This window comes from Streptomyces sp. NPDC059909 (assembly GCF_042730885.1).
GTDB lineage: Bacteria > Actinomycetota > Actinomycetes > Streptomycetales > Streptomycetaceae > Streptomyces.
The window spans coordinates 37,201-53,463 of record NZ_JBHWKX010000029.1 but is presented as its reverse complement, the minus strand read 5'-3'; the positions used below and the strand labels follow the sequence as shown (position 1 = coordinate 53,463).

General features: G+C 70.0%; 16 protein-coding genes and 2 pseudogenes. 3 read left to right on the top strand and 15 right to left on the bottom strand.

What is annotated here, in order from left to right; all coding sequences use genetic code 11:
• Positions 1 to 29: 29 nt before the first annotated feature.
• The 9 genes from hcaB to ACFV9O_RS20640 form a co-directional block, all read right to left on the bottom strand.
• Positions 30 to 815: a 3-(cis-5,6-dihydroxycyclohexa-1,3-dien-1-yl)propanoate dehydrogenase gene (gene hcaB / locus ACFV9O_RS20680; protein ID WP_385419927.1), complete on the bottom strand. Its 786-nt coding sequence runs from the start codon at positions 813 to 815 to the stop codon at positions 30 to 32.
• Positions 812 to 1,117 (bottom strand): hypothetical protein, encoded by a 306-nt coding sequence (locus ACFV9O_RS20675; protein WP_385419925.1) that lies wholly within the window; start codon positions 1,115 to 1,117, stop codon positions 812 to 814. The genes hcaB and ACFV9O_RS20675 overlap by 4 nt, the downstream gene beginning before the upstream one ends.
• Entirely contained in the window at positions 1,114 to 1,740 is a 627-nt protein-coding gene (locus ACFV9O_RS20670; protein ID WP_385419923.1) for a 3-phenylpropionate/cinnamic acid dioxygenase subunit beta, read from the bottom strand. Before ACFV9O_RS20670 ends, ACFV9O_RS20675 begins: the two co-directional genes overlap by 4 nt.
• Positions 1,737 to 3,203: a Rieske 2Fe-2S domain-containing protein gene (locus ACFV9O_RS20665; RefSeq protein ID WP_385419921.1), complete on the bottom strand. Its 1,467-nt coding sequence runs from the start codon at positions 3,201 to 3,203 to the stop codon at positions 1,737 to 1,739. The genes ACFV9O_RS20670 and ACFV9O_RS20665 overlap by 4 nt, the downstream gene beginning before the upstream one ends.
• Before the next feature lie 215 nt (positions 3,204 to 3,418).
• Positions 3,419 to 4,198 (bottom strand): ABC transporter ATP-binding protein, encoded by a 780-nt coding sequence (locus tag ACFV9O_RS20660; protein ID WP_385420006.1) that lies wholly within the window; start codon positions 4,196 to 4,198, stop codon positions 3,419 to 3,421.
• Positions 4,198 to 4,962 carry an ABC transporter ATP-binding protein gene (locus ACFV9O_RS20655; RefSeq protein ID WP_385419919.1) on the bottom strand — a complete coding sequence of 255 codons (765 nt, stop codon included), beginning with the start codon at positions 4,960 to 4,962 and terminating at the stop codon, positions 4,198 to 4,200. Before ACFV9O_RS20655 ends, ACFV9O_RS20660 begins: the two co-directional genes overlap by 1 nt.
• The gene (locus tag ACFV9O_RS20650; protein ID WP_385419917.1) at positions 4,959 to 5,981 is read right to left on the bottom strand and encodes a branched-chain amino acid ABC transporter permease; all 1,023 of its coding nucleotides are present in this window, start codon (positions 5,979 to 5,981) and stop codon (positions 4,959 to 4,961) included. The genes ACFV9O_RS20655 and ACFV9O_RS20650 overlap by 4 nt, the downstream gene beginning before the upstream one ends.
• Entirely contained in the window at positions 5,978 to 6,856 is an 879-nt protein-coding gene (locus ACFV9O_RS20645; protein ID WP_385419915.1) for a branched-chain amino acid ABC transporter permease, read from the bottom strand. Before ACFV9O_RS20645 ends, ACFV9O_RS20650 begins: the two co-directional genes overlap by 4 nt.
• Before the next feature lie 3 nt (positions 6,857 to 6,859).
• Positions 6,860 to 8,095 carry an ABC transporter substrate-binding protein gene (locus ACFV9O_RS20640; RefSeq protein WP_385419913.1) on the bottom strand — a complete coding sequence of 412 codons (1,236 nt, stop codon included), beginning with the start codon at positions 8,093 to 8,095 and terminating at the stop codon, positions 6,860 to 6,862.
• A gap of 161 nt (positions 8,096 to 8,256) precedes the next feature.
• Between ACFV9O_RS20640 and ACFV9O_RS20635 the strand changes: the two genes are divergently transcribed.
• A complete protein-coding gene (locus tag ACFV9O_RS20635; protein ID WP_385419912.1) occupies positions 8,257 to 9,051 on the top strand; it encodes an IclR family transcriptional regulator in 795 nt (264 codons plus the stop codon).
• A gap of 601 nt (positions 9,052 to 9,652) precedes the next feature.
• On the opposite strand, the gene ACFV9O_RS20630 is transcribed toward ACFV9O_RS20635, so the two are convergent.
• Entirely contained in the window at positions 9,653 to 10,417 is a 765-nt protein-coding gene (locus ACFV9O_RS20630; RefSeq protein ID WP_385419910.1) for a FadR/GntR family transcriptional regulator, read from the bottom strand.
• Positions 10,418 to 10,688: 271 nt separating this feature from the next.
• Here ACFV9O_RS20630 and ACFV9O_RS20625 point away from each other — a divergent pair.
• Positions 10,689 to 11,084 (top strand): annotated as a pseudogene (locus ACFV9O_RS20625) (hypothetical protein); the annotation flags it as partial.
• A gap of 339 nt (positions 11,085 to 11,423) precedes the next feature.
• Positions 11,424 to 11,669, top strand: a complete 246-nt coding sequence (locus ACFV9O_RS20620) for a hypothetical protein (protein WP_385420012.1) — start codon at positions 11,424 to 11,426, stop codon at positions 11,667 to 11,669.
• Between the two features lie 89 nt (positions 11,670 to 11,758).
• Here ACFV9O_RS20620 and ACFV9O_RS20615 read toward each other — a convergent pair whose 3' ends face one another.
• The 5 genes and pseudogenes from ACFV9O_RS20615 to ACFV9O_RS20595 all read right to left on the bottom strand — a co-directional run bounded on the left by ACFV9O_RS20615 (position 11,759) and on the right by ACFV9O_RS20595 (position 16,204).
• The gene (locus ACFV9O_RS20615) at positions 11,759 to 12,295 is read right to left on the bottom strand and encodes an enoyl-CoA hydratase/isomerase family protein (protein ID WP_385420004.1); all 537 of its coding nucleotides are present in this window, start codon (positions 12,293 to 12,295) and stop codon (positions 11,759 to 11,761) included.
• Positions 12,287 to 12,774, bottom strand: a pseudogene (locus ACFV9O_RS20610) (IS6 family transposase); the annotation flags it as partial. The gene ACFV9O_RS20615 and the pseudogene ACFV9O_RS20610, both read right to left, overlap by 9 nt.
• 36 nt (positions 12,775 to 12,810) lie before the next feature.
• Complete coding sequence (locus ACFV9O_RS20605; RefSeq protein WP_385419909.1) at positions 12,811 to 13,926, bottom strand: hypothetical protein; 1,116 nt, start codon at positions 13,924 to 13,926, stop codon at positions 12,811 to 12,813.
• 62 nt (positions 13,927 to 13,988) lie between these two features.
• Positions 13,989 to 15,431, bottom strand: a complete 1,443-nt coding sequence (locus ACFV9O_RS20600; protein ID WP_385419907.1) for an ethanolamine ammonia-lyase reactivating factor EutA — start codon at positions 15,429 to 15,431, stop codon at positions 13,989 to 13,991.
• Positions 15,341 to 16,204 carry a TOBE domain-containing protein gene (locus ACFV9O_RS20595; RefSeq protein ID WP_385419906.1) on the bottom strand — a complete coding sequence of 288 codons (864 nt, stop codon included), beginning with the start codon at positions 16,202 to 16,204 and terminating at the stop codon, positions 15,341 to 15,343. The genes ACFV9O_RS20600 and ACFV9O_RS20595 overlap by 91 nt, the downstream gene beginning before the upstream one ends.
• Positions 16,205 to 16,263: the final 59 nt, after the last annotated feature.

Below are 16,263 nucleotides of genomic sequence, written 5' to 3'. Positions count from 1 at the left end.
GCCTTGCTGCTCGTCAGACCGTGTTCTGATCAGCCCTTGATGCCGATCCCGCCGTCGGGATGGACGGCGCCTCCGGTGATGCCGCGGGACCGGTCGGACGCCAGGAACACGTAGCTCCAGGCGTGGTCGGCCCCGGAGAGGGCCACCCGCAGCGGTACGCGTCCCGCCAGCTCGGCCGCGCGGCCGGGGGTCTCGCCCAGGCTGCGGGCGTCGAGCCCGAGGCTGCCGAGCCCGCGCAGGTCGGTGCCCAGGGTGCCGCCCGGGGCAACCCCGTTGACGCGGACCTCGGGGGCGAGTTCGTGGGCGAGCGTGGTGACCAGGCCGCGCACCGCGAACTTCGACGCCACGTACAGCACTCCGCCGCGCCCCGGATAGTAGGCGGACGTCGACTCGGTGAGGACGATCGAGCCCTTGGTCTTCCGGAGTTCGGGCAGTGCCGCCTTCACGGCGTGCAGGTGGGTCTTGACGTTCACCGAGAACATCTCGTCGAACGCGGTGTCGACGAGGTCTGGGTCCAGGTCGGCGAGTGCCTGGTAGAAGTCGAACACGCCGACGCAGTTGACCAGGACGTCCAGGCCGCCGAACACCTCCACCGCGGTGGCGACCGCCTGCTCGTTGGCGGCCCGGGTCGCGGCGTCGCCCGTGACGACCGGGACGTCGGGGGCCGTCTCGCTCAGCGCACGGCACTTCTCCGGGTCCCGCTCGAGTACCGCTACCCGGGCGCCCTCCGCGCGGAACGCGTCGACGACCGCGCGGCCGATGCCCGAGCCGGCGCCCACCACGAGCGCCCGCTTGCCCTCCAGCCAGCCCGTCACAGCTCCTCCTGCAGCAGCGGGCCGAACGGGTTGCCGATCATCGCGGAGAAGGTGGCGGTGTTCTGCCAGGTGAGTGACTCCAGCTCCAGCGGGCACAGGGACACCCACTGGCCGGAACGGGTCGACTCGATCAGGAGCCGGGTCCCGTTGCGTGTCTCCACCCGGCTCACCCGGATCTCCGAGAACTCGTTGCCCAGGGTGATGGGTTCGCCGACCGTGCGGGAGACCAGTTCGGCCTTCTCGGCGGCCGCCTTCCGCGCCGCCCTCGTGTCCTCCTCCTCGCCTTCCCACTGCAGGTTCACAGGAAGACCGCCAGGTTCTGCATGCGGATGACGGAGTCGTCGGCGAGGATCGTCCGGCGCGCCAGCTTCCAGCCGTCGTCGGTGCGGCGCAGCAGGTCCTCGCGGCCGTAGGACATCTGGGCGGCCTCGCGGACATCGCCCCGGCTGCGGTAGAGCAGGACCCCGGACTCGACGATCAGGTGGTCCGCGTCCTCGGTGGCGAAGGTACGGACGTTGGTGAGGTGGTGGCGCATCCTGGAGGGCGGGTCCTCGGTCCAGGCGTGCTCGGTGAGGAAGCGGGCGACCCGGCGGGAGAGCGAGTACTTGTCCTCGTCGAAGTGCGCCATGCCGGGTGCCGTGTCGAAGCCGGAGCCGAGCGCGGTGGTGACCCGGACGGGCATCAGATAGTGGATGTCGTCGGTGAGCAGGTCGAGCCAGCTCTGGTAGCTCTGTGCGTCGAACAGGTACGTCTCGTCGACGAGCCACTGGTGTGCCAGCAGGTGCCGCTCGTCGGCGAAGCCGAGCGTGTCGCCGGTGCGCTGGACGCGTGAGGCGCCGCGGCCGAGGATGGCCTGCTCGGAGTGGGTGCCGGTGCGGCCGGCCGAGTAGCTGCCGCCCCGGTAGATTCCGGTCTGGGTCGTCATGCTCCGGTCACCACCGTGTTGTTCGCTCCGTCGGTGCTCCTGGCCGCCGTCTCGCTCGCCGGCTCACAGGTGCCGTCCGTCTTCTCCTCGTTCCGGGGGCCCTGTCCGCCGACCTCGACCGCGGCCGCGGTGGTGACCGGGGTGGACAGGTGGTCGGCCCACCGGTTCAGCAGTTCGCGCTGGTTGTACTCGCCGTATCCGGTGTGGGCCGTGCCGGGCCCGGCGAACTGCTCCGGGGTGAGGGCCGGGACGACCTCCGTGTCGTCGGCGAGGATGCCCATACGGCTGTTGAGCAACAGGCGTCGGGCCATGGAACCCGCCGCGGTGTTGGTGAGCGAGACCCAGTTCTCCACGTCGTCCTGCTCGAACATGCCCGTTGAGCCGAAGCACATCAGGTAGGCCTTGTAGGAGAGTTCCTTGAACTCCTCCGGGGCCTCGGCGTCGACGGCGAACCAGGACAGGACCTCGGTCTCGTCCTTGCCGACGGGCTGCCACTGGCGGATGGAGGTGAACGGCAGCACGTCGTCGCTGTCGGCGACCTTGGGCCAGTTGTGCACGAGGCTCAGGTTCGGGAAGACGGACGCCGCGGAGATCATGAAACCGTCGTCGCCGATCACCCTCAGCTGCTCGGCCGACCAGGACTTCTTCATCCGGTCGATCATCTCGTCGGGGTAGCCGACGTACCGCAGGCGCTCCTCCAGGGTGCCGGGCGGCAGCTTGTATGTGGTGCCACCGCCGTTGCCCGCCCAGTAGGTGCAGCCGTCCTTGCGCTTCTCCGCCTTCGGCTCCCGGAACAGGCCGATCTCGACGACGCTGGTGTGGGTCTGCGGCGTGTGGTACATGTCGCCGGCGAAGTTCTCGGCGCCGATCTTCCAGTTGGCCTTCACCCGCCAGCGCTGGGGTCCGCGCAGCTCGATGCCGCTGGGGCTCTGCTTGGTGTAGTAGTCCAGGTAGAAGGCGAAGTCCCCCAGGTACTCACGCAGCGACGGCGCGTCGGGGTCCATGTTCAGGAAGATCAGGCCGTTGTAGGTGTCGAGGTTCGGGGCGGGCAGCAGCCGCTGTCCCTTGCGCCGGAAGCCGGCCTCTCCACCGTAGGCGTCCTGGTGGAAGGGGAGGCCCACGATGCGGCCGTCGTTGCGGTAGGACCAGCCGTGGTAGGGGCAGCGGAAGTGCGAGGCGTTGCCCATCTCCGCCCTGCACACCTGCATACCGCGATGCAGACACATGTTGAAGTGGGCGTGAATCTCGCCCTTCTCGCCCCTGGCCAGGATGAAGGAGTCCTCCAGCACCCGCCGGACGACGTAGTCGCCGGGGTGGGGTATCTCGGACTCGTGCCCCACGAACATCCAGGCGCGGCTGAACAGCCGCTCCTTCTCGAGGTCGAATATTTCCTGGTCGTTGTAGATGTGCGCGGGGATCATGCCCCTGCGCACGTCCTCGAAGACGCCGTCGTGATCGGTCATCGCGTCCCTTCCTCCTCGAAGCGAACATGAAGGCCTTCTGCGTTTTTCTTTAGAACAGATATCACCTCTGCTCAGTAGAACAACATTCCTGAGCTGCGTCAACTCCTCTCCTGGACGGTGGTCTTGGCTGCGGGCGGGACCGTGCGGGCACGGCCGAGAGCCCCCGAGGGCAAGGCATCCTCGGGGGCTGCGGCGTGTTGGTACGGATGGTCTGCTCAGATCTCCAACCGGTCCAGAGCGCGCGGCAGTTGCCGGGGGGCCACTACCGAGTCGGCGCCCGTGGCCGTGCCGACGCCGAGGTAGTGCCGGCTGACGTCCTCGTCGTCCAGGAGCTCCTGCGCCGAAGAGGCGTGCGTGATCCTGCCGTTGGACAGCACGATCCCGCGGTCCGCCGCGCGCAGGGCGGCGGCCGCGTTCTGCTCGGCCAGCAGAACGGTGATGCCGGTGGCGGCCAACTCGCCGACCACCTCGAAGATCTGCGCGACGAACTTGGGCGCCAGGCCCAGGGACGGTTCGTCGAGCAGCAGGACGCGTGGACCGCCCATCAGCGCCCGTCCGATGGCGACCATCTGCTGCTGGCCCCCGGAGAGCATCCCCGCGGCCCGTCCGGTGAACTCGCGCAGAACGGGAAAGAGCTCGAAGACCCTTTCCAGCTGGTCCTGTTGTTCCTCGCGACCGAACGGCGAGGCGTATCCCCCCATCCAGAGGTTCTCGCCGACCGTGAGATCGGTGAAGAGCTGGCGGCCCTCCGCGACCAGCCGCAGCCCCTTCCGCGCCACCTCGTGGGCCGGTGCGCGGCCGATGTCCTGGCCGAAGAGACGGATGGTTCCGCCTCGGGGGGTCTCCAGCCCGGCCAGGGCACGCAGCAGACTGGACTTGCCCGCGCCGTTGGCCCCGATGAGGGCCACCACCTCGCCCTCGGCCAGCTCGAACGAGACGTCGCGCAGCGCGCGGGTCGGGCCGTACCGCACGTCCAACCGGTCCACTTCGATGATCATGTCGCTGCTCCCAGGTATGCCTCGATGACCGCGGGGTCGCGCCGCACCTCTTCCGGCGGGCCGTCCGCCAGGACGCCGCCGGCGTCCAGGACGAGGACACGGTCACTGACCTTCATGACGAGGTCGATGTTGTGCTCGATGAGCACCAGGGCGATGCCGCCGGCGTGGACGGCGCTCAGGGCGTCGGCGAGTTCCGCCGTCTCGGTGTCGTCGAGCCCGGCCGCCGGTTCGTCGAGCAGCAGGATGCGGGGGCCTCCCGACAGCCCGCGGGCGACCTCGACGAGCCGCTGGGCGCCGGCCGGGAGATCGGCTGCCGGACGGTCGGCGAACGGGGTGAGCCCGAGGAAGTCCAGCAGTTCGGCGGTGCGGGCGCGCAGCGCGCGTTCCTCGCGCCGGGCGCGGGGCAGGCGCAGCCCGTCGGAGAGGAAGCGGGAGCGGGTGAAGCGGTGGGCGCCGAGCATGACGTTCTCACGGACCGTGAGCAGCGGGACCAGGCGGGCCGACTGGAAGGTCCGCATCAGGCCCCGTTGGGGGAGCCGGTGCGGAGCCACACCGGTGATGTCCTCGCCGTCGAGCAGGACCGTGCCTTCGTCCGGTGCGGTGAACCCGGTGATCAGGTCCAACAGGGTGGTCTTCCCGGCCCCGTTGGGGCCGATGACGGCCCGGGCGCTGCCCTCGCCCACGGTGAAGCTGACCTGGTCGACAGCGGTGATGCCGCCGAACCGGCGGGTGACGCCCGCCACTTCGAGCAAGTGGGTCATCGTGCGTACCTCCTGCGGACCAGTGCCTTGGCCGTGCCCCACAGCCCCTTGGGGAAGTAGGTCGTGACCACGATCAGGACGATGCCGGCGACCAGCGGCATCCAGAGCGAGAAGGACTGTCCGGCCTGCGGCAGCCCCTGCAGGACCAGCGCACCCAGGAGCGGCCCGACCAGGGTCCTGGCCCCTCCCAGGGCGAGCATGATGACCACGCTGAAGGCAACGGTCACGCTGATCACGTCGGGTGAGATGAAGCGGAGATAGTAGACGTAGAGGCTGCCGGCGACCGAGGCGAAGACTGCGGAGGCCATGAAGGCCTGCGTCTTGTAGCGGGCCGTGGCGATGCCCAGCATGGCGGCCGCCGGGGTGTCCGCGGCGACCGCGCTCAGGGCGCGCCCGGTCTGGCTGCGCTGGATGTTGGCGACGAACCAGGCGCCCAGTGCGCACACGACGAGCAGGACGTAGTAGTTGGCCCGGTCGGAGAAGACCGTCCAGCTGCCCAGCTGGAGGCTGGGGATGGCGACCAGTCCGGAGGGCCCGCCGGTGAGCTCGGGGAGCCCGGCGGCCAGGGCCTCCGTGATCACGGCGAGGCCCAGGGTCGCCAGCGCCAGGTAGTAGCCGCGCAGCCGCAGGAGTGCGCCGCCCAGCAGGGCTGCGAGCAGGGCCGAGACTACGGCCATGGCCACCGCGGCCACCGTGGTCGGCCAGTGCAGCTTCAGCGTGAGCAGTCCGGCGCCGTAGCCGCCGAGGGCCATGAACAGGGTCTGACCCAGGGAGATCTGCCCAGACAGCCCGGTGAGCAGGTTCAGGCCGAGGACCACCAGGAAGAAGATGCCCACCACCACGAACAGGCCGGTCCAGCCCGGGAGCGCGAAGGGCAGGACCAGCGCGGCGAGGGCGGCCAGGGCGCCTGCGGCCGTGCGCAGGTGACGGGGCAGGGACCGGGACTGCGCGGCGGCAGCGGGCCCGTCCGGGCCCGGGCCGGATACGGGGAGTCGTCCGGAGACCGCGGGGGAAGTCATCGGCGCACCTCACTCGACTTGCCGAACATGCCGCTCGGCCGGAACAGCAGGACCAGGAGCAGCGTGCCGATCGCCACCACCTCGGCGATCTCGCTGCTGATGTAGCGGCCGAACACGGCCTGCAGCAGCCCGAGGACGAAGCCGCCCACCACGGCGCCCCGGCTGCTGCCGAGCCCGCCGGCCACGGCGGCGATGAAGCCGGCCACGGCGTACGGCGTCACCGTGCTGAACTGCAGGAACGTCACCGGGATGATGGTGGTTCCGGCGAGCGCGGCCATCGCGCCGGAGAGGCTGAACGCGATGAGCCGGACCCGGTCGGTGTTGACACCGGCCAGTGCGGCCGCTGTCGGGTTGTTCGCCGTTGCGCGCATCACCGTGCCCAGCGGGGACCGGTGCAGCAGCAGCCACAGTCCGAGGACGGAGACCGCCAGTGCCCCGGCGATCCAGTAGTACTGCGGGCTGATCCGCACGCCGCCCACGACGGTCGCGTCGGCCGGGACGAACGGCCGCATGGTGTAGGGGAGGTTGCCCCACACCAGGAGCAGAAGGCCGCCGATGGCCTGCAGCAGACCGACCGTGACCAGCAGCATCCGCTCCGGCGTGGTGCGCCGGGAGCCGGGCATGACGACCACGCGGTCGACCACGGCAAGGACACCGGCGAACAGAACCACCACGATCGCCGCGACGGCCAGCGGAGCGAGCCCCGTGTGCTGCTGCAGCGAGACGGCGGTCAGCGCGGCCAGGACAACGAATCCGCCCTGCGCCAGGTTGATCACCCTGCTGATCGAGTACACCAGCGTCATGCCGAGGGCGATGAGGGCGTACACGCTGCCGTCGATGAGTCCGGAGACGATGATCTGGAGAGTGCCGGACATGCGTCACCGCCCCGCATAGGTGAAGCCGCGGGTGGTCGCGCGGACCACGGCCACGTCGTCCACGGTCAGGCCCCGGTGGTCGGCGGCGCCGAAGGAGTACGTCCCGAGAATGCCGTCGTACGGGCCCAGTTGCTCGAGTGCCTGCACGGCCTTCGCGGGGTCGCCCTCCGCCTGCCTGAGTGCCTCGGTGACCAGCATGACCGCGTCGTAGGCCACGCCGGGGCCGAAGTCGGGGGCCTCGTGGTAGCGGGCCCGGTAGCTCTCCTGGTAGCGGCGGACGCGGTCGGCGAACCCGCTTCCGGCCTTGTCTCCCCAGAAGTCCCTGGTCGCGGGTATGAGCAGGGTCTCGGGCACGTAGTCCTTGATGCGCTCCATGAAGGCGAAGGTGAGGTTGGCGTCCGTGGTGGCCACCGGCAGGGTGTTGCCCGACTCGTGCAGGCCCTTGAAGGCGACTCCCGCTGCCGCGCCGCTCGCCCAGACGACCACGGCCTGCGGTGAGCCGGCGGTTGCCGACTGGAGCTGGGGGGTCACCGAGATCGCCTTGGGGCTGTAGGCCCCGGATCCGGTCAGCTTCATGCCGGGGGTCTTCCTGACGGCCGTACGGAGCGCCTCGCCGCCGTCGATGCCGCTGGCGTCGGTGGTATGGAGCAGCCCGATGCGGGTGATGCCCCGGTGGCGCCAGTACTCCACCAGCCGCTCGGCCAGGTCCTCGGTGGAAGCGCTGGCCGACCAGGTGGTCGAGCCCGGCTCCGGGCGGATGCCTGGGGACAGGCAGTAGTTGACGCGCCCGGCGCTCGTGGCCAGCGGCGCGGCCGCGTTGCAGGCGCCGGCGACCGAGGGGCCGACCACCGCGGAGGTCTGCGACAGCAGGCGGCGGGTGGCCAGCACGGTCTGCGAGGGGTTGCTCTGGTCGTCGGCGACCCGCAGCGAGACCTTGTGCCCGTTGATGCCGCCTGCCTTGTTGACGGTGTCGACGGCCAGCTGCGCGCCGCGCAGCTCGCCCACACCCAGCTGGCTGGCATTGCCGGTCTGGCTGGTGACCAGCCCGATGGTGTAAGGATTGGCGTCCACCGCCACAGCGCTGCCACCGCAGCCGGAGCAGAGTGCGCTGACGAGGGCCAGCGCGACAGCGGCGACGGAGACTCGACGAAGCTTCCGGGAAAGGGTGGCGGCTCGGCCGCCGGGTGGAGCCCCCGCGGAAACGGGCCCGCGCACCCGCTCCAGACTCATCCAGAACATGCAACCAGCTCCCAATATTCTGTCATGAAGAAGGAGTCTCTGTCCTACAGTGATGAAGGAGGCTGGTCAATAGGCGTGACGCGATGCCTCACCCCAAGTTTCTCCGCTGTCGACACGGTCCGTATGGGTCCCGACACAATGTCTTGGACTATTCTTCTGCTATGAAGAAAAATGACAGCGTGGAGTCACTGGGCCGCGGACCCGCGCCTCAGTACCCCATCGAGTCGGTGGACAACGCGCTCAAGATCCTGCTGCTGCTGGGTGAGCAGACTGAACTCCGGCTCACCGACGTGGCCAATTACCTCGAGGTCGCCACGTCCACCGCCCACCGGCTACTGGCGATGCTCCACTACCGCGGCTTCATCCGGCAGGCGGAGCGGGGCAAGGCCTACGTGCCGGGCCCCGCGCTGACCGGCGTGGCCTCCTCCATCCTGCAGCGCTTCGACGTGCGTGACGCGCTGCATCCCTACCTGGAGCGCGTCAACACGGAGCTGAAGGAAACCGTCCACCTGGGGATGCTGGACGGCACGTCCGTGCGGTTCATCGACGCGATCGAGAGCCCGCGAGCGGTTCGCGTCGCCTCCCGCCTCGGACGGTCGATGCCCGCGCACTGCACTTCGACGGGCAAGGCCATGCTGGCGCAGCTCTCCGTGGACGCCGTGCGCCAGCTCTACCCGCAGGAGGATCTGCCGGGACTGACTCCCAACTCGGTCCGTACACGCACCGAGTTGGAGGAAGCGGTCGACAGGGCACGGCGACTCGGATACGCGACGAGCTCCGAGGAGAGTGAGGACGGCGTCGGATCGGTCGCGGTCGCCCTGCCTGCGGAGCGGATGCCCATGCGCATGGCCATCAACGTATCCGTCCCCATCAGCCGCATGAACCGTGCGGACCAGCGCCGCATGGGCGAGGTCCTGCGCCAGACCGTCGAGGAGGCAGCCGCCGCGCTCCTGTGACGTGCAGGCGCGATCGCGCGTCCTTCGGCCTCGACCGCCCCGGCAACGATCCGTCGGCAGCTCCATCGCCCGACGGGCGCTGCCCCCCGACCGTGGCACCAGCACATCAAAACCGATCCGGACCACCAGCGAAGGTGGTCCGCATCCACATGTTCGACAGAACGCCGCCTCGTTCTGGTGCCCGTGGCCGTGGTTGCTGGAGTGCGGCAGCAGCTGGACGAAGTGGACCTGGACGGTCTGGGTGAGGAACTCCTCGTCGCCGGGGCCGACGCCACCAGGTGCGGGACGTCTCGCTGTCGCCGGAGCGGGCGACCGTGGCGTCGTCGACGACCACCGTGTCGTCCCGGACACACTTGGCAGCCAGCTGCCGGGCAGGAACCCATCCAGCCCGTACGTCTGCGATGCCAGTCCGCAGACGAAGGTGCGCCCCTTCTTGGCCATGGATTCCTCCTGTAAGGCAGCTGAATACCGAGCGGGTCGGTGGCCAACCTTCCGCAGGGAGCGGACGTTGACATGGAGGCCGGCGTGCCGACGGCGCACGCGAAAGCGCCCCGGACCGCGGTGGTCCGGGGCGCTTCGGGACAGGTCGTCGGCGGTGGGGTCAGTCCTTCACCCGGGAAGCCGTGCGCTCCAAGTGAGTGCGCATCAGCGTGCTCGCGGCCTCGGTGTCGCGGGCGGCGATCGCCTCCACGAGTTCGCGGTGCTCCTTGGTGCCGCGCCGGCCCATCGTCGTCGGCTCGATGGCCTGGGCCTTCCGCAGACTCATGAGCATCGGGCCGTGGAAGGACTCCACGAGCATCTCGATCGCCGGGTTGTGGGTGCAGGCCGCAAGACGGATGTGGAAGGCGGTGGAGAGTTCCATGGTGTACTCCCCCTTCCTCATCGCCTTCGCGTGGGCGTCGCACATGGCGCGCAGGTCGGCGATGTCCTCGTCGGTGGCCCGCTCCACGGCCAGCGGGACCACGCCCAGTTCGAAGATCAGCCGGGCCTCGGTGACCTGGGAGGCGGTGAGCGGAGAGAGGGTGAGCAGGTCGGCGAGGCCCTCGCCGACCCGGCTCGAGGTCGGGGCCGTCACGAAAGCGCCGCCGCGCGCGCCGACCCTGATCTCGACCAGGCCGTTGGCCTCGAGGATGCGCAGCGCCTCGCGGATGGTGACCCGGCTGCACCCGAACTGCACACACAGTTCGCGTTCGCTGGGCAGGCGGTCGCCCGGCTGCAGCCGCTCCTCCTTCAGCAGGCGCCGGATCTGCTCGACGATCACCTGGGATACCCGGCTCGAGGAGACGGCCTTGAACAGCTCCTGCGGCACGGCCGGCTGCCTGGAGGGTGCCTCGTTCTCCGGGGTCTGACTCGCTCGGGGTGACATGGAAGCATTCTTCCACGACAGAACCGTTCCTTGAACCTGTTGTGACCGACGGAATAACGTCATACCAAAATGCCGTTGGTCGGGCTCCGTGCAGGGGTCCGAGGGGAGGTCCCGTGCTGGTCCTCGGCAACGACGTCACCGCCGCCGTCCTCACCATGCCGGATGTGATAGCCGCCCTTGAGGCCTCCAACGGAGACCTCGCCACGGGCGAGGGCATCTGCCGGCCCCGCATCGACCTGCGCTTCCCCGCCGGTGACGGCCGGGTCTACCAGTGGGGGACAATGGAGGGCGGTTCGGCCCGCACCGGGTACCCGGCGATCCGGATGAAGTCCGACCTCCTGATCGAGACCGACCCCAGAGGGGTCGCGCACCAGGAGACGTACTGCGGCACCCCGGCCGCTACTGCGGCCTCGTCCTACTGCTCGGCATCCGCAGCGGTGAGCCGGTGGCCCTGCTCGACGAGGGGCTGCTTCAGCACTTGGGGGTGGGCGCCGACGCCGCCCTGGGCGCCCGACATGCCGCCCGGCCCGGCAGCCGCATCCTCGGCCTGCTGGGCTCCGGAGGGATGGCCCGCAGCCATCTCGAGGCCCTGTCGATGGTCCTTCCGCTTCAGCACGTGCGGGTCTACAGCCCGCCCCGCGCCCACCGGGAAGCCTTCGCCGCCGAGGCCCGTGGACGGTACGGGATCGAGGCAGTCGCCGTGGCCGAGGCGACGGCCGCGCACCGGGCGCGGATCTCGTCGCCGGCTGCACGGACGCGGTCGGCGAGGTCGTCCTCGGCGAGCATCTCTCCCCCGGCACGCACTCACCTGCGTGGGCGGCCGCCTCGATCGCCGCGCTCTGGGCCGTCCGGATGTGTGGCTGCGCCTCGGGGACGCCACCGAGCCTGCCTCACTCCCGGTTGGGCGACGCGCGACGAGTACGTGATCTACCGCGCCCGCCCCCACGACCCTGTCTGGGCCCGCCACCGGCACGGCTCCACGCGCCGGCCACCGCAAGGGGAGCCGATGAGGCCGCACGTAGTCGGCCTGCACGAGGCCCTGGACGGGACTGCCCGCGCCCGCGAGGACAACCGGCAGATCACCTTCTCGGAACGGGGCAACATCCAGGGCGCCCAGTTCCAGGCGGTCGCAGCCCCCGTCTACGAGCGGGCGCGGGAGCGGCGGCCGAGGCACGAGATCCCGCGGGAGTGGCCGATACCGCGCTGGCGCAGCTCGGCGACCATGTTGATGGTCCTGGGGCTGCGGCCGTAGCGGTCGAGTGAGGGGACCGGGAGGGCCTCGGTAGCGCGGGCGGCCGGCCGCAGCTGCCGCGCCGGAGGGGTCACCTCAGAGGGCGATCGTCACCGACTGCTCCCGGCCGTAGCTGAGTAGTTCGTCGAGTGAGCCCTCCCTGCCGATGCCGCTCGTCTTGAACCGGCCCGGGGCAGGGCGTCGAGGTGGGCTGCCAGCCTCTGGGCCTCCCCTTCCGGCCGCTCGTTGGGTACGACCCTGGTGACCAGGCCCCACTCGCGGGCGGTGGCGGCGTCGATGCTCTCGCCACACAGCAGTAGGTCCATCGCCCGGGACTCGCCGATCGCCCGCACCAGCCGGCGCAGTCCGCCGCCCCCGATGGTCATGCCGTGCCGTACCTCTGGGAAGCCGAGCCTGGTGTTCTCGGCGGCAACCCTGATGTCCGCCGCGAGCGCGATGTCCAGGCCCCGGCCGAGTACATGGCCGTGCAGCGCGGCGACCACGGGAACCCGCGCAGTCGCCGACGGCCCGCCCGAGGTTGTGGTGCTCCCGGTGCCAGATGCCCTCCTGCACCGAGGAGTGGGCGGTGCGCCCACCGCGGATGTCCGCTCCCGCGCAGAACGACTTTCCCTCGCCGTGCGTTTCATCGCCTGCTCGCGCTGGCGGGTCGGCTGGTGGGAGTTCTCTGACCGGTTGTTCAGGTACTTCGAGGTGCGGTGCCACCCCCGGCATGACCTGGCGGTGGGCCGCAGCCGTAGGAGCGGACCTTGTCGGTCACCACCACGCGCGGCACGTACCGCAGCTCCTTCAGGAGGCGGCGGAAGAACGCCATCGCCGCCTTCGTGTCGCGCTTTGGCTGGACCAGGATGTCGTTCCCGTCCTGGTCCACCGCACGCCACAGGTAGTGCAGTCTGCCGTTGATTTTCAGGTAGACCTCGTCCCAGGTGCCACTTGTCGCCGCGGCAGGGGCGTCACCGGCGCAGGGCGTTGGCGTACTGCTGACCGAACTTGCCGTACCAGCGCCGGATCGTCTCGTAGGAGACGACGATCCCGCGCTCGAGCATCAGCTCCTCGACCTCGAGGAACACAGCGGGAAGCGGTAGTACAGCCACACGCAGTGGGAGATGGCCTCGACCGGGTACCGGTGCCCCGGCCTTCGCCGTCACTTCCAGACGTAGTCCGGGTTGGTGTAGGCCTCATCCGGCATCAGCGAGGTCAGACCCCGCTCGGCGAGCTCACGCTCGAACATCACCCGCACCTCGGGGTCTTCGGCGACGTACTCGATCTGGTCGTTCGCGTTGACGACCTTCTCGGTGTAGCCGTTCAGCTGGATCGGCGGGTGGATCGCGAGATAGCGGGCTGGCGTCACGCCGAGGTTGAAGTGCTGATGGAACCAGCGGTTCGGAGGCACGAACATCGAGCCCTCCTGCCAGCGGACGATGACCTTCTCGCCGCCCTCGGGCCACATCACGGAGTAGCCCTCGCCGCCCGGAATGAGAATGGCACGACCGGGCCCGTGACGGTGTCCCTTCTTGTAGGTGCGCGACGCGAAGACGGACATGTGGGCGCTCATGTCGGTGCCGGCGAACTGGATGCGCACGGTCTTGCTGCCGGCTCCCCGTTCCTCGTTGGTGTCGAGCCGGTCCCAGGCGAGCATGTCCGGGAAGAGCCGGCCGTACCAGTAGGCGACGCCCTTGCCGCGTTGGCCGTTGATCCACCGGTAGCCTTCGCCGCCCGGAACGGTGCGCGCGTCGGAGTACGAATCCTCGCCGCCCTCGGCGATCGGCTTGGGCAGCTGGTAGGGGTTGTTGAGGAAGTAGCCGGGGTCGGTGACGACCGAGAGCGCGAGGGGCAGGTAGGTGTAGTGCACCAGACGCACGGTCGTGTCACCGCTGAGGTTGCGGAACTGACGGGTGGTGTTGGCCGGCACGAGGAACATCGCGCGGGCCGACCACTCGAAGGACTGCGAGTGTCCGTTGCCGTCGAACACCTGGGTCATGCCGTTGCCCATAAGGACGTAGACGACCTCGTCGAGGCCGACCTTGTAGGCCGGCAGGGTCGCGCCCGGCGGGATCTCGGTGATGCGGGTCTCGTTGACGCCCTCCTGGCCCATGAGCTGGACGAAGGCGGTGTTGCACTGCCGCTCCTCCCACCAGCCGAGCTCGACGGTGCGAAGGTCGGACACCGCGAATCCAGTGTGGATCGGCACACCGAGGCTCTCCATCCACTCGTCGTAGACGAACCTTGCGCGCGGTTCGGTCGTGGCTTCCACAGTCATTTCGTCGATCTCCTTCTGGTTGCGTGCCCGGGTCTCGGGTGTGTGTTCCGGGTCTGGTGGGGTCAGCGGGTCAGGAAGGTCAGGGACTTGACCGTCACCGGCACGGTGCCGACGGCACCGAGTGGGCGCCCGACGTCGAGGTAGTTGAGCTCTCCCACGGTGAGACCGTCGAGGACGATGAGCGGGCCGGCCCAGCCGACCTCGACGCGGAGGATCCGGCCCAGCGCGTGGGCGACGTCGGCGTCGACGACGACGACGACGAGCGGGCGGTCCGGTTCGGCCACTGCGACGAGCTCCTGAGCGATGCCGCGCAGCAGTCGGTAGTCGGGGTCCGCGGTGATACTGAGGGCGTACGCCGCCGGCGGCATGTGCCCGTCGATCTGGAACCTCTGCGCGGCCGCGGTCAGCGCCGCCGCGAGCCCCGCAGGCTCGGCAACGGTCGCTGCGACCACCTTGAGCCCGATCGCAGGGAGCACGCCGTCGTCGAGGTAGCCGGTCACCCCGCTGGCCTGGACGCTGTGCTGGCCGGCGCCCAGCACGGTGGCGCGGATGCCCTGGGCCGGCTCGAGCACGCGCCGTGCGAGCCCGGTGTCGACGATCCGCTTGCGGATCGCCGCGCCGAGCCGGTGGCCGAGGTCACCGAAGTCGGTCGTCTCGCGTGCGTAGACGAACTCCGAGACGCCGCCGGAGAAGATGATCGTGTCGATCCCACGGAGCGCCCCGGCGGGCAGCTCCTCGGTCACCCACAGGCGCTGCAGCAGCTCGTCGCGGGGCTGGCCGTCGATGACCTGCAGGACGAGATCGACCATCAGGTCCGTGAGCTCCTCGAGCACTGGCTCGGGGATGACATCTCCGACGTCGACCAACGAGCCGATCCGGTCCAACATCCAGCGCCCCGGCGGCTCGACGCGGATGAGCCGGCCGCAGCAGTCGTGGGCGACGAGCCGGGCGCCGACGCTGAAAGCACCGGTGCGGACGACCTCGCCGTCGGCAACGACGGAGAGCTTCGTGGTGCCACCGCCGATGTCGACGTTGAGCACGGGGGGGCCACCCTGCGCGAGCGTCACCGCGCCCGAGCCGTGGGCCGCGAGGAGCGCCTCGTAGTGCGGGCCGGCTGCGACGCAGATGAAGGCCCCGGAGCGCGCCGCGAACCGGGTGGCCAGCTCCTCGGCGTTGGGCCGGTTGGCCGCCTCCCCGGTCACGATCACTACGCCGGTGTCGACCTGGGCCGGGGTGAACCCCGCCTCGTGGTAGGCCGCGTCGAAGAAGTCCTGAAGCCGGTCGGCGTCGATGAGGGTGTCGCTCCGGTAGGGCGTCAGTGTCACCGGCGAGCGGTAGAGCTCGGTCCGCTCAGCGACCACCAGCTGGTTGGACAGCTCGACGCCGAGCCGCTTGAGGACCAACCGCGAGATGGTCAGGTGGGATGTCGCCGAGCCGACGTCGAGGCCGGCGGAGTGGAGCGTGAAGCGCTCGATGCCGTCCATCTCGACGGCGTCGGCCGGCATGGGCTCGGTCTCCCAGGCGTGGCTGTGGCCATACTCGTCGTCGTGACCATGACCGTGGCCTTGACCGTGGTCGTGGTGCTCGTGGGTGTGCCCGTGGTCAGGCATGGACTGGCTCCTGGCTCGCTCCGGCGTAGGAGCGCAACGGGTTCGGTCGGGAGAGAAGGAAGCCGGCGTGCGTTGTGGCGGGCAAGGCCGTCGGCAGTGAGGGCCGCTACGGGGCCGATGACGCCGGCCAGGGCACCGATCAGCGTGTCACCCAGCGCCGGGCCGCGCCGGGAAGACATCTGGTAGAGCGAGGTGACCCGGCCGCGCAGTTGGTCGGGGATGCCGAGCTGGACGATCGAGTGCCGGATGGTGGTGGCCATGGCGTCGCAGGCTCCGGCCAGTCCGGCCACGGCGATCGTCAGGAAGACCCAGCCCGCGTGGCCGAGCATCACGATCGCGAGGCCGTAGCAGACGGTGGCCACCGACAACCTGCGGCCGAGGCGCTGCGATCGGCCGACGACCCGGAACACGGTGTAGGTCGCGACGAGGGTCTTGCTGGGGTCGAGCCGGAGGTATACCTCGGTGCTTGGGTCGACCGAGGTCGACGGCGTGCAGCGCACGCGCACCTCGCGCTTGCCGACGGCAACGATGTGGTCGACCGCGTCGCCGAGGAAGGCGCGGGTCGTGACCACGCCGTGCCACACGTTGCGGAGGCCGGCCGGCCGGTCGATGAAGATGTCGACGTTTTCCGGACGGGTCGAGGCGACCACCTCGGTCCCCGCCGGCACCGACGCAGCCGAGCAAAGGGTCAGTGGGCCGTCGGCCGTGTCGATGACGTATTCCTCCC

What these genes read in the sequence shown, in the direction of transcription:
- ACFV9O_RS20670 (WP_385419923.1), bottom strand. Translation starts at nt 1,740, where the DNA reads ATGACGACCCAGACCGGAATCTACCGGGGCGGCAGCTACTCGGCCGGC.
- ACFV9O_RS20665 (WP_385419921.1), bottom strand. Translation starts at nt 3,203, where the DNA reads ATGACCGATCACGACGGCGTCTTCGAGGACGTGCGCAGGGGCATGATC.
- ACFV9O_RS20655 (WP_385419919.1), bottom strand. Translation starts at nt 4,962, where the DNA reads ATGACCCACTTGCTCGAAGTGGCGGGCGTCACCCGCCGGTTCGGCGGC.
- ACFV9O_RS20650 (WP_385419917.1), bottom strand. Translation starts at nt 5,981, where the DNA reads ATGACTTCCCCCGCGGTCTCCGGACGACTCCCCGTATCCGGCCCGGGC.
- ACFV9O_RS20645 (WP_385419915.1), bottom strand. Translation starts at nt 6,856, where the DNA reads ATGTCCGGCACTCTCCAGATCATCGTCTCCGGACTCATCGACGGCAGC.
- ACFV9O_RS20640 (WP_385419913.1), bottom strand. Translation starts at nt 8,095, where the DNA reads ATGTTCTGGATGAGTCTGGAGCGGGTGCGCGGGCCCGTTTCCGCGGGG.
- ACFV9O_RS20635 (WP_385419912.1), top strand. Translation starts at nt 8,257, where the DNA reads ATGAAGAAAAATGACAGCGTGGAGTCACTGGGCCGCGGACCCGCGCCT.
- ACFV9O_RS20630 (WP_385419910.1), bottom strand. Translation starts at nt 10,417, where the DNA reads ATGTCACCCCGAGCGAGTCAGACCCCGGAGAACGAGGCACCCTCCAGG.
- ACFV9O_RS20620 (WP_385420012.1), top strand. Translation starts at nt 11,424, where the DNA reads ATGAGGCCGCACGTAGTCGGCCTGCACGAGGCCCTGGACGGGACTGCC.
- ACFV9O_RS20615 (WP_385420004.1), bottom strand. Translation starts at nt 12,295, where the DNA reads ATGAAACGCACGGCGAGGGAAAGTCGTTCTGCGCGGGAGCGGACATCC.
- ACFV9O_RS20605 (WP_385419909.1), bottom strand. Translation starts at nt 13,926, where the DNA reads ATGACTGTGGAAGCCACGACCGAACCGCGCGCAAGGTTCGTCTACGAC.
- ACFV9O_RS20600 (WP_385419907.1), bottom strand. Translation starts at nt 15,431, where the DNA reads ATGCCGGCCGACGCCGTCGAGATGGACGGCATCGAGCGCTTCACGCTC.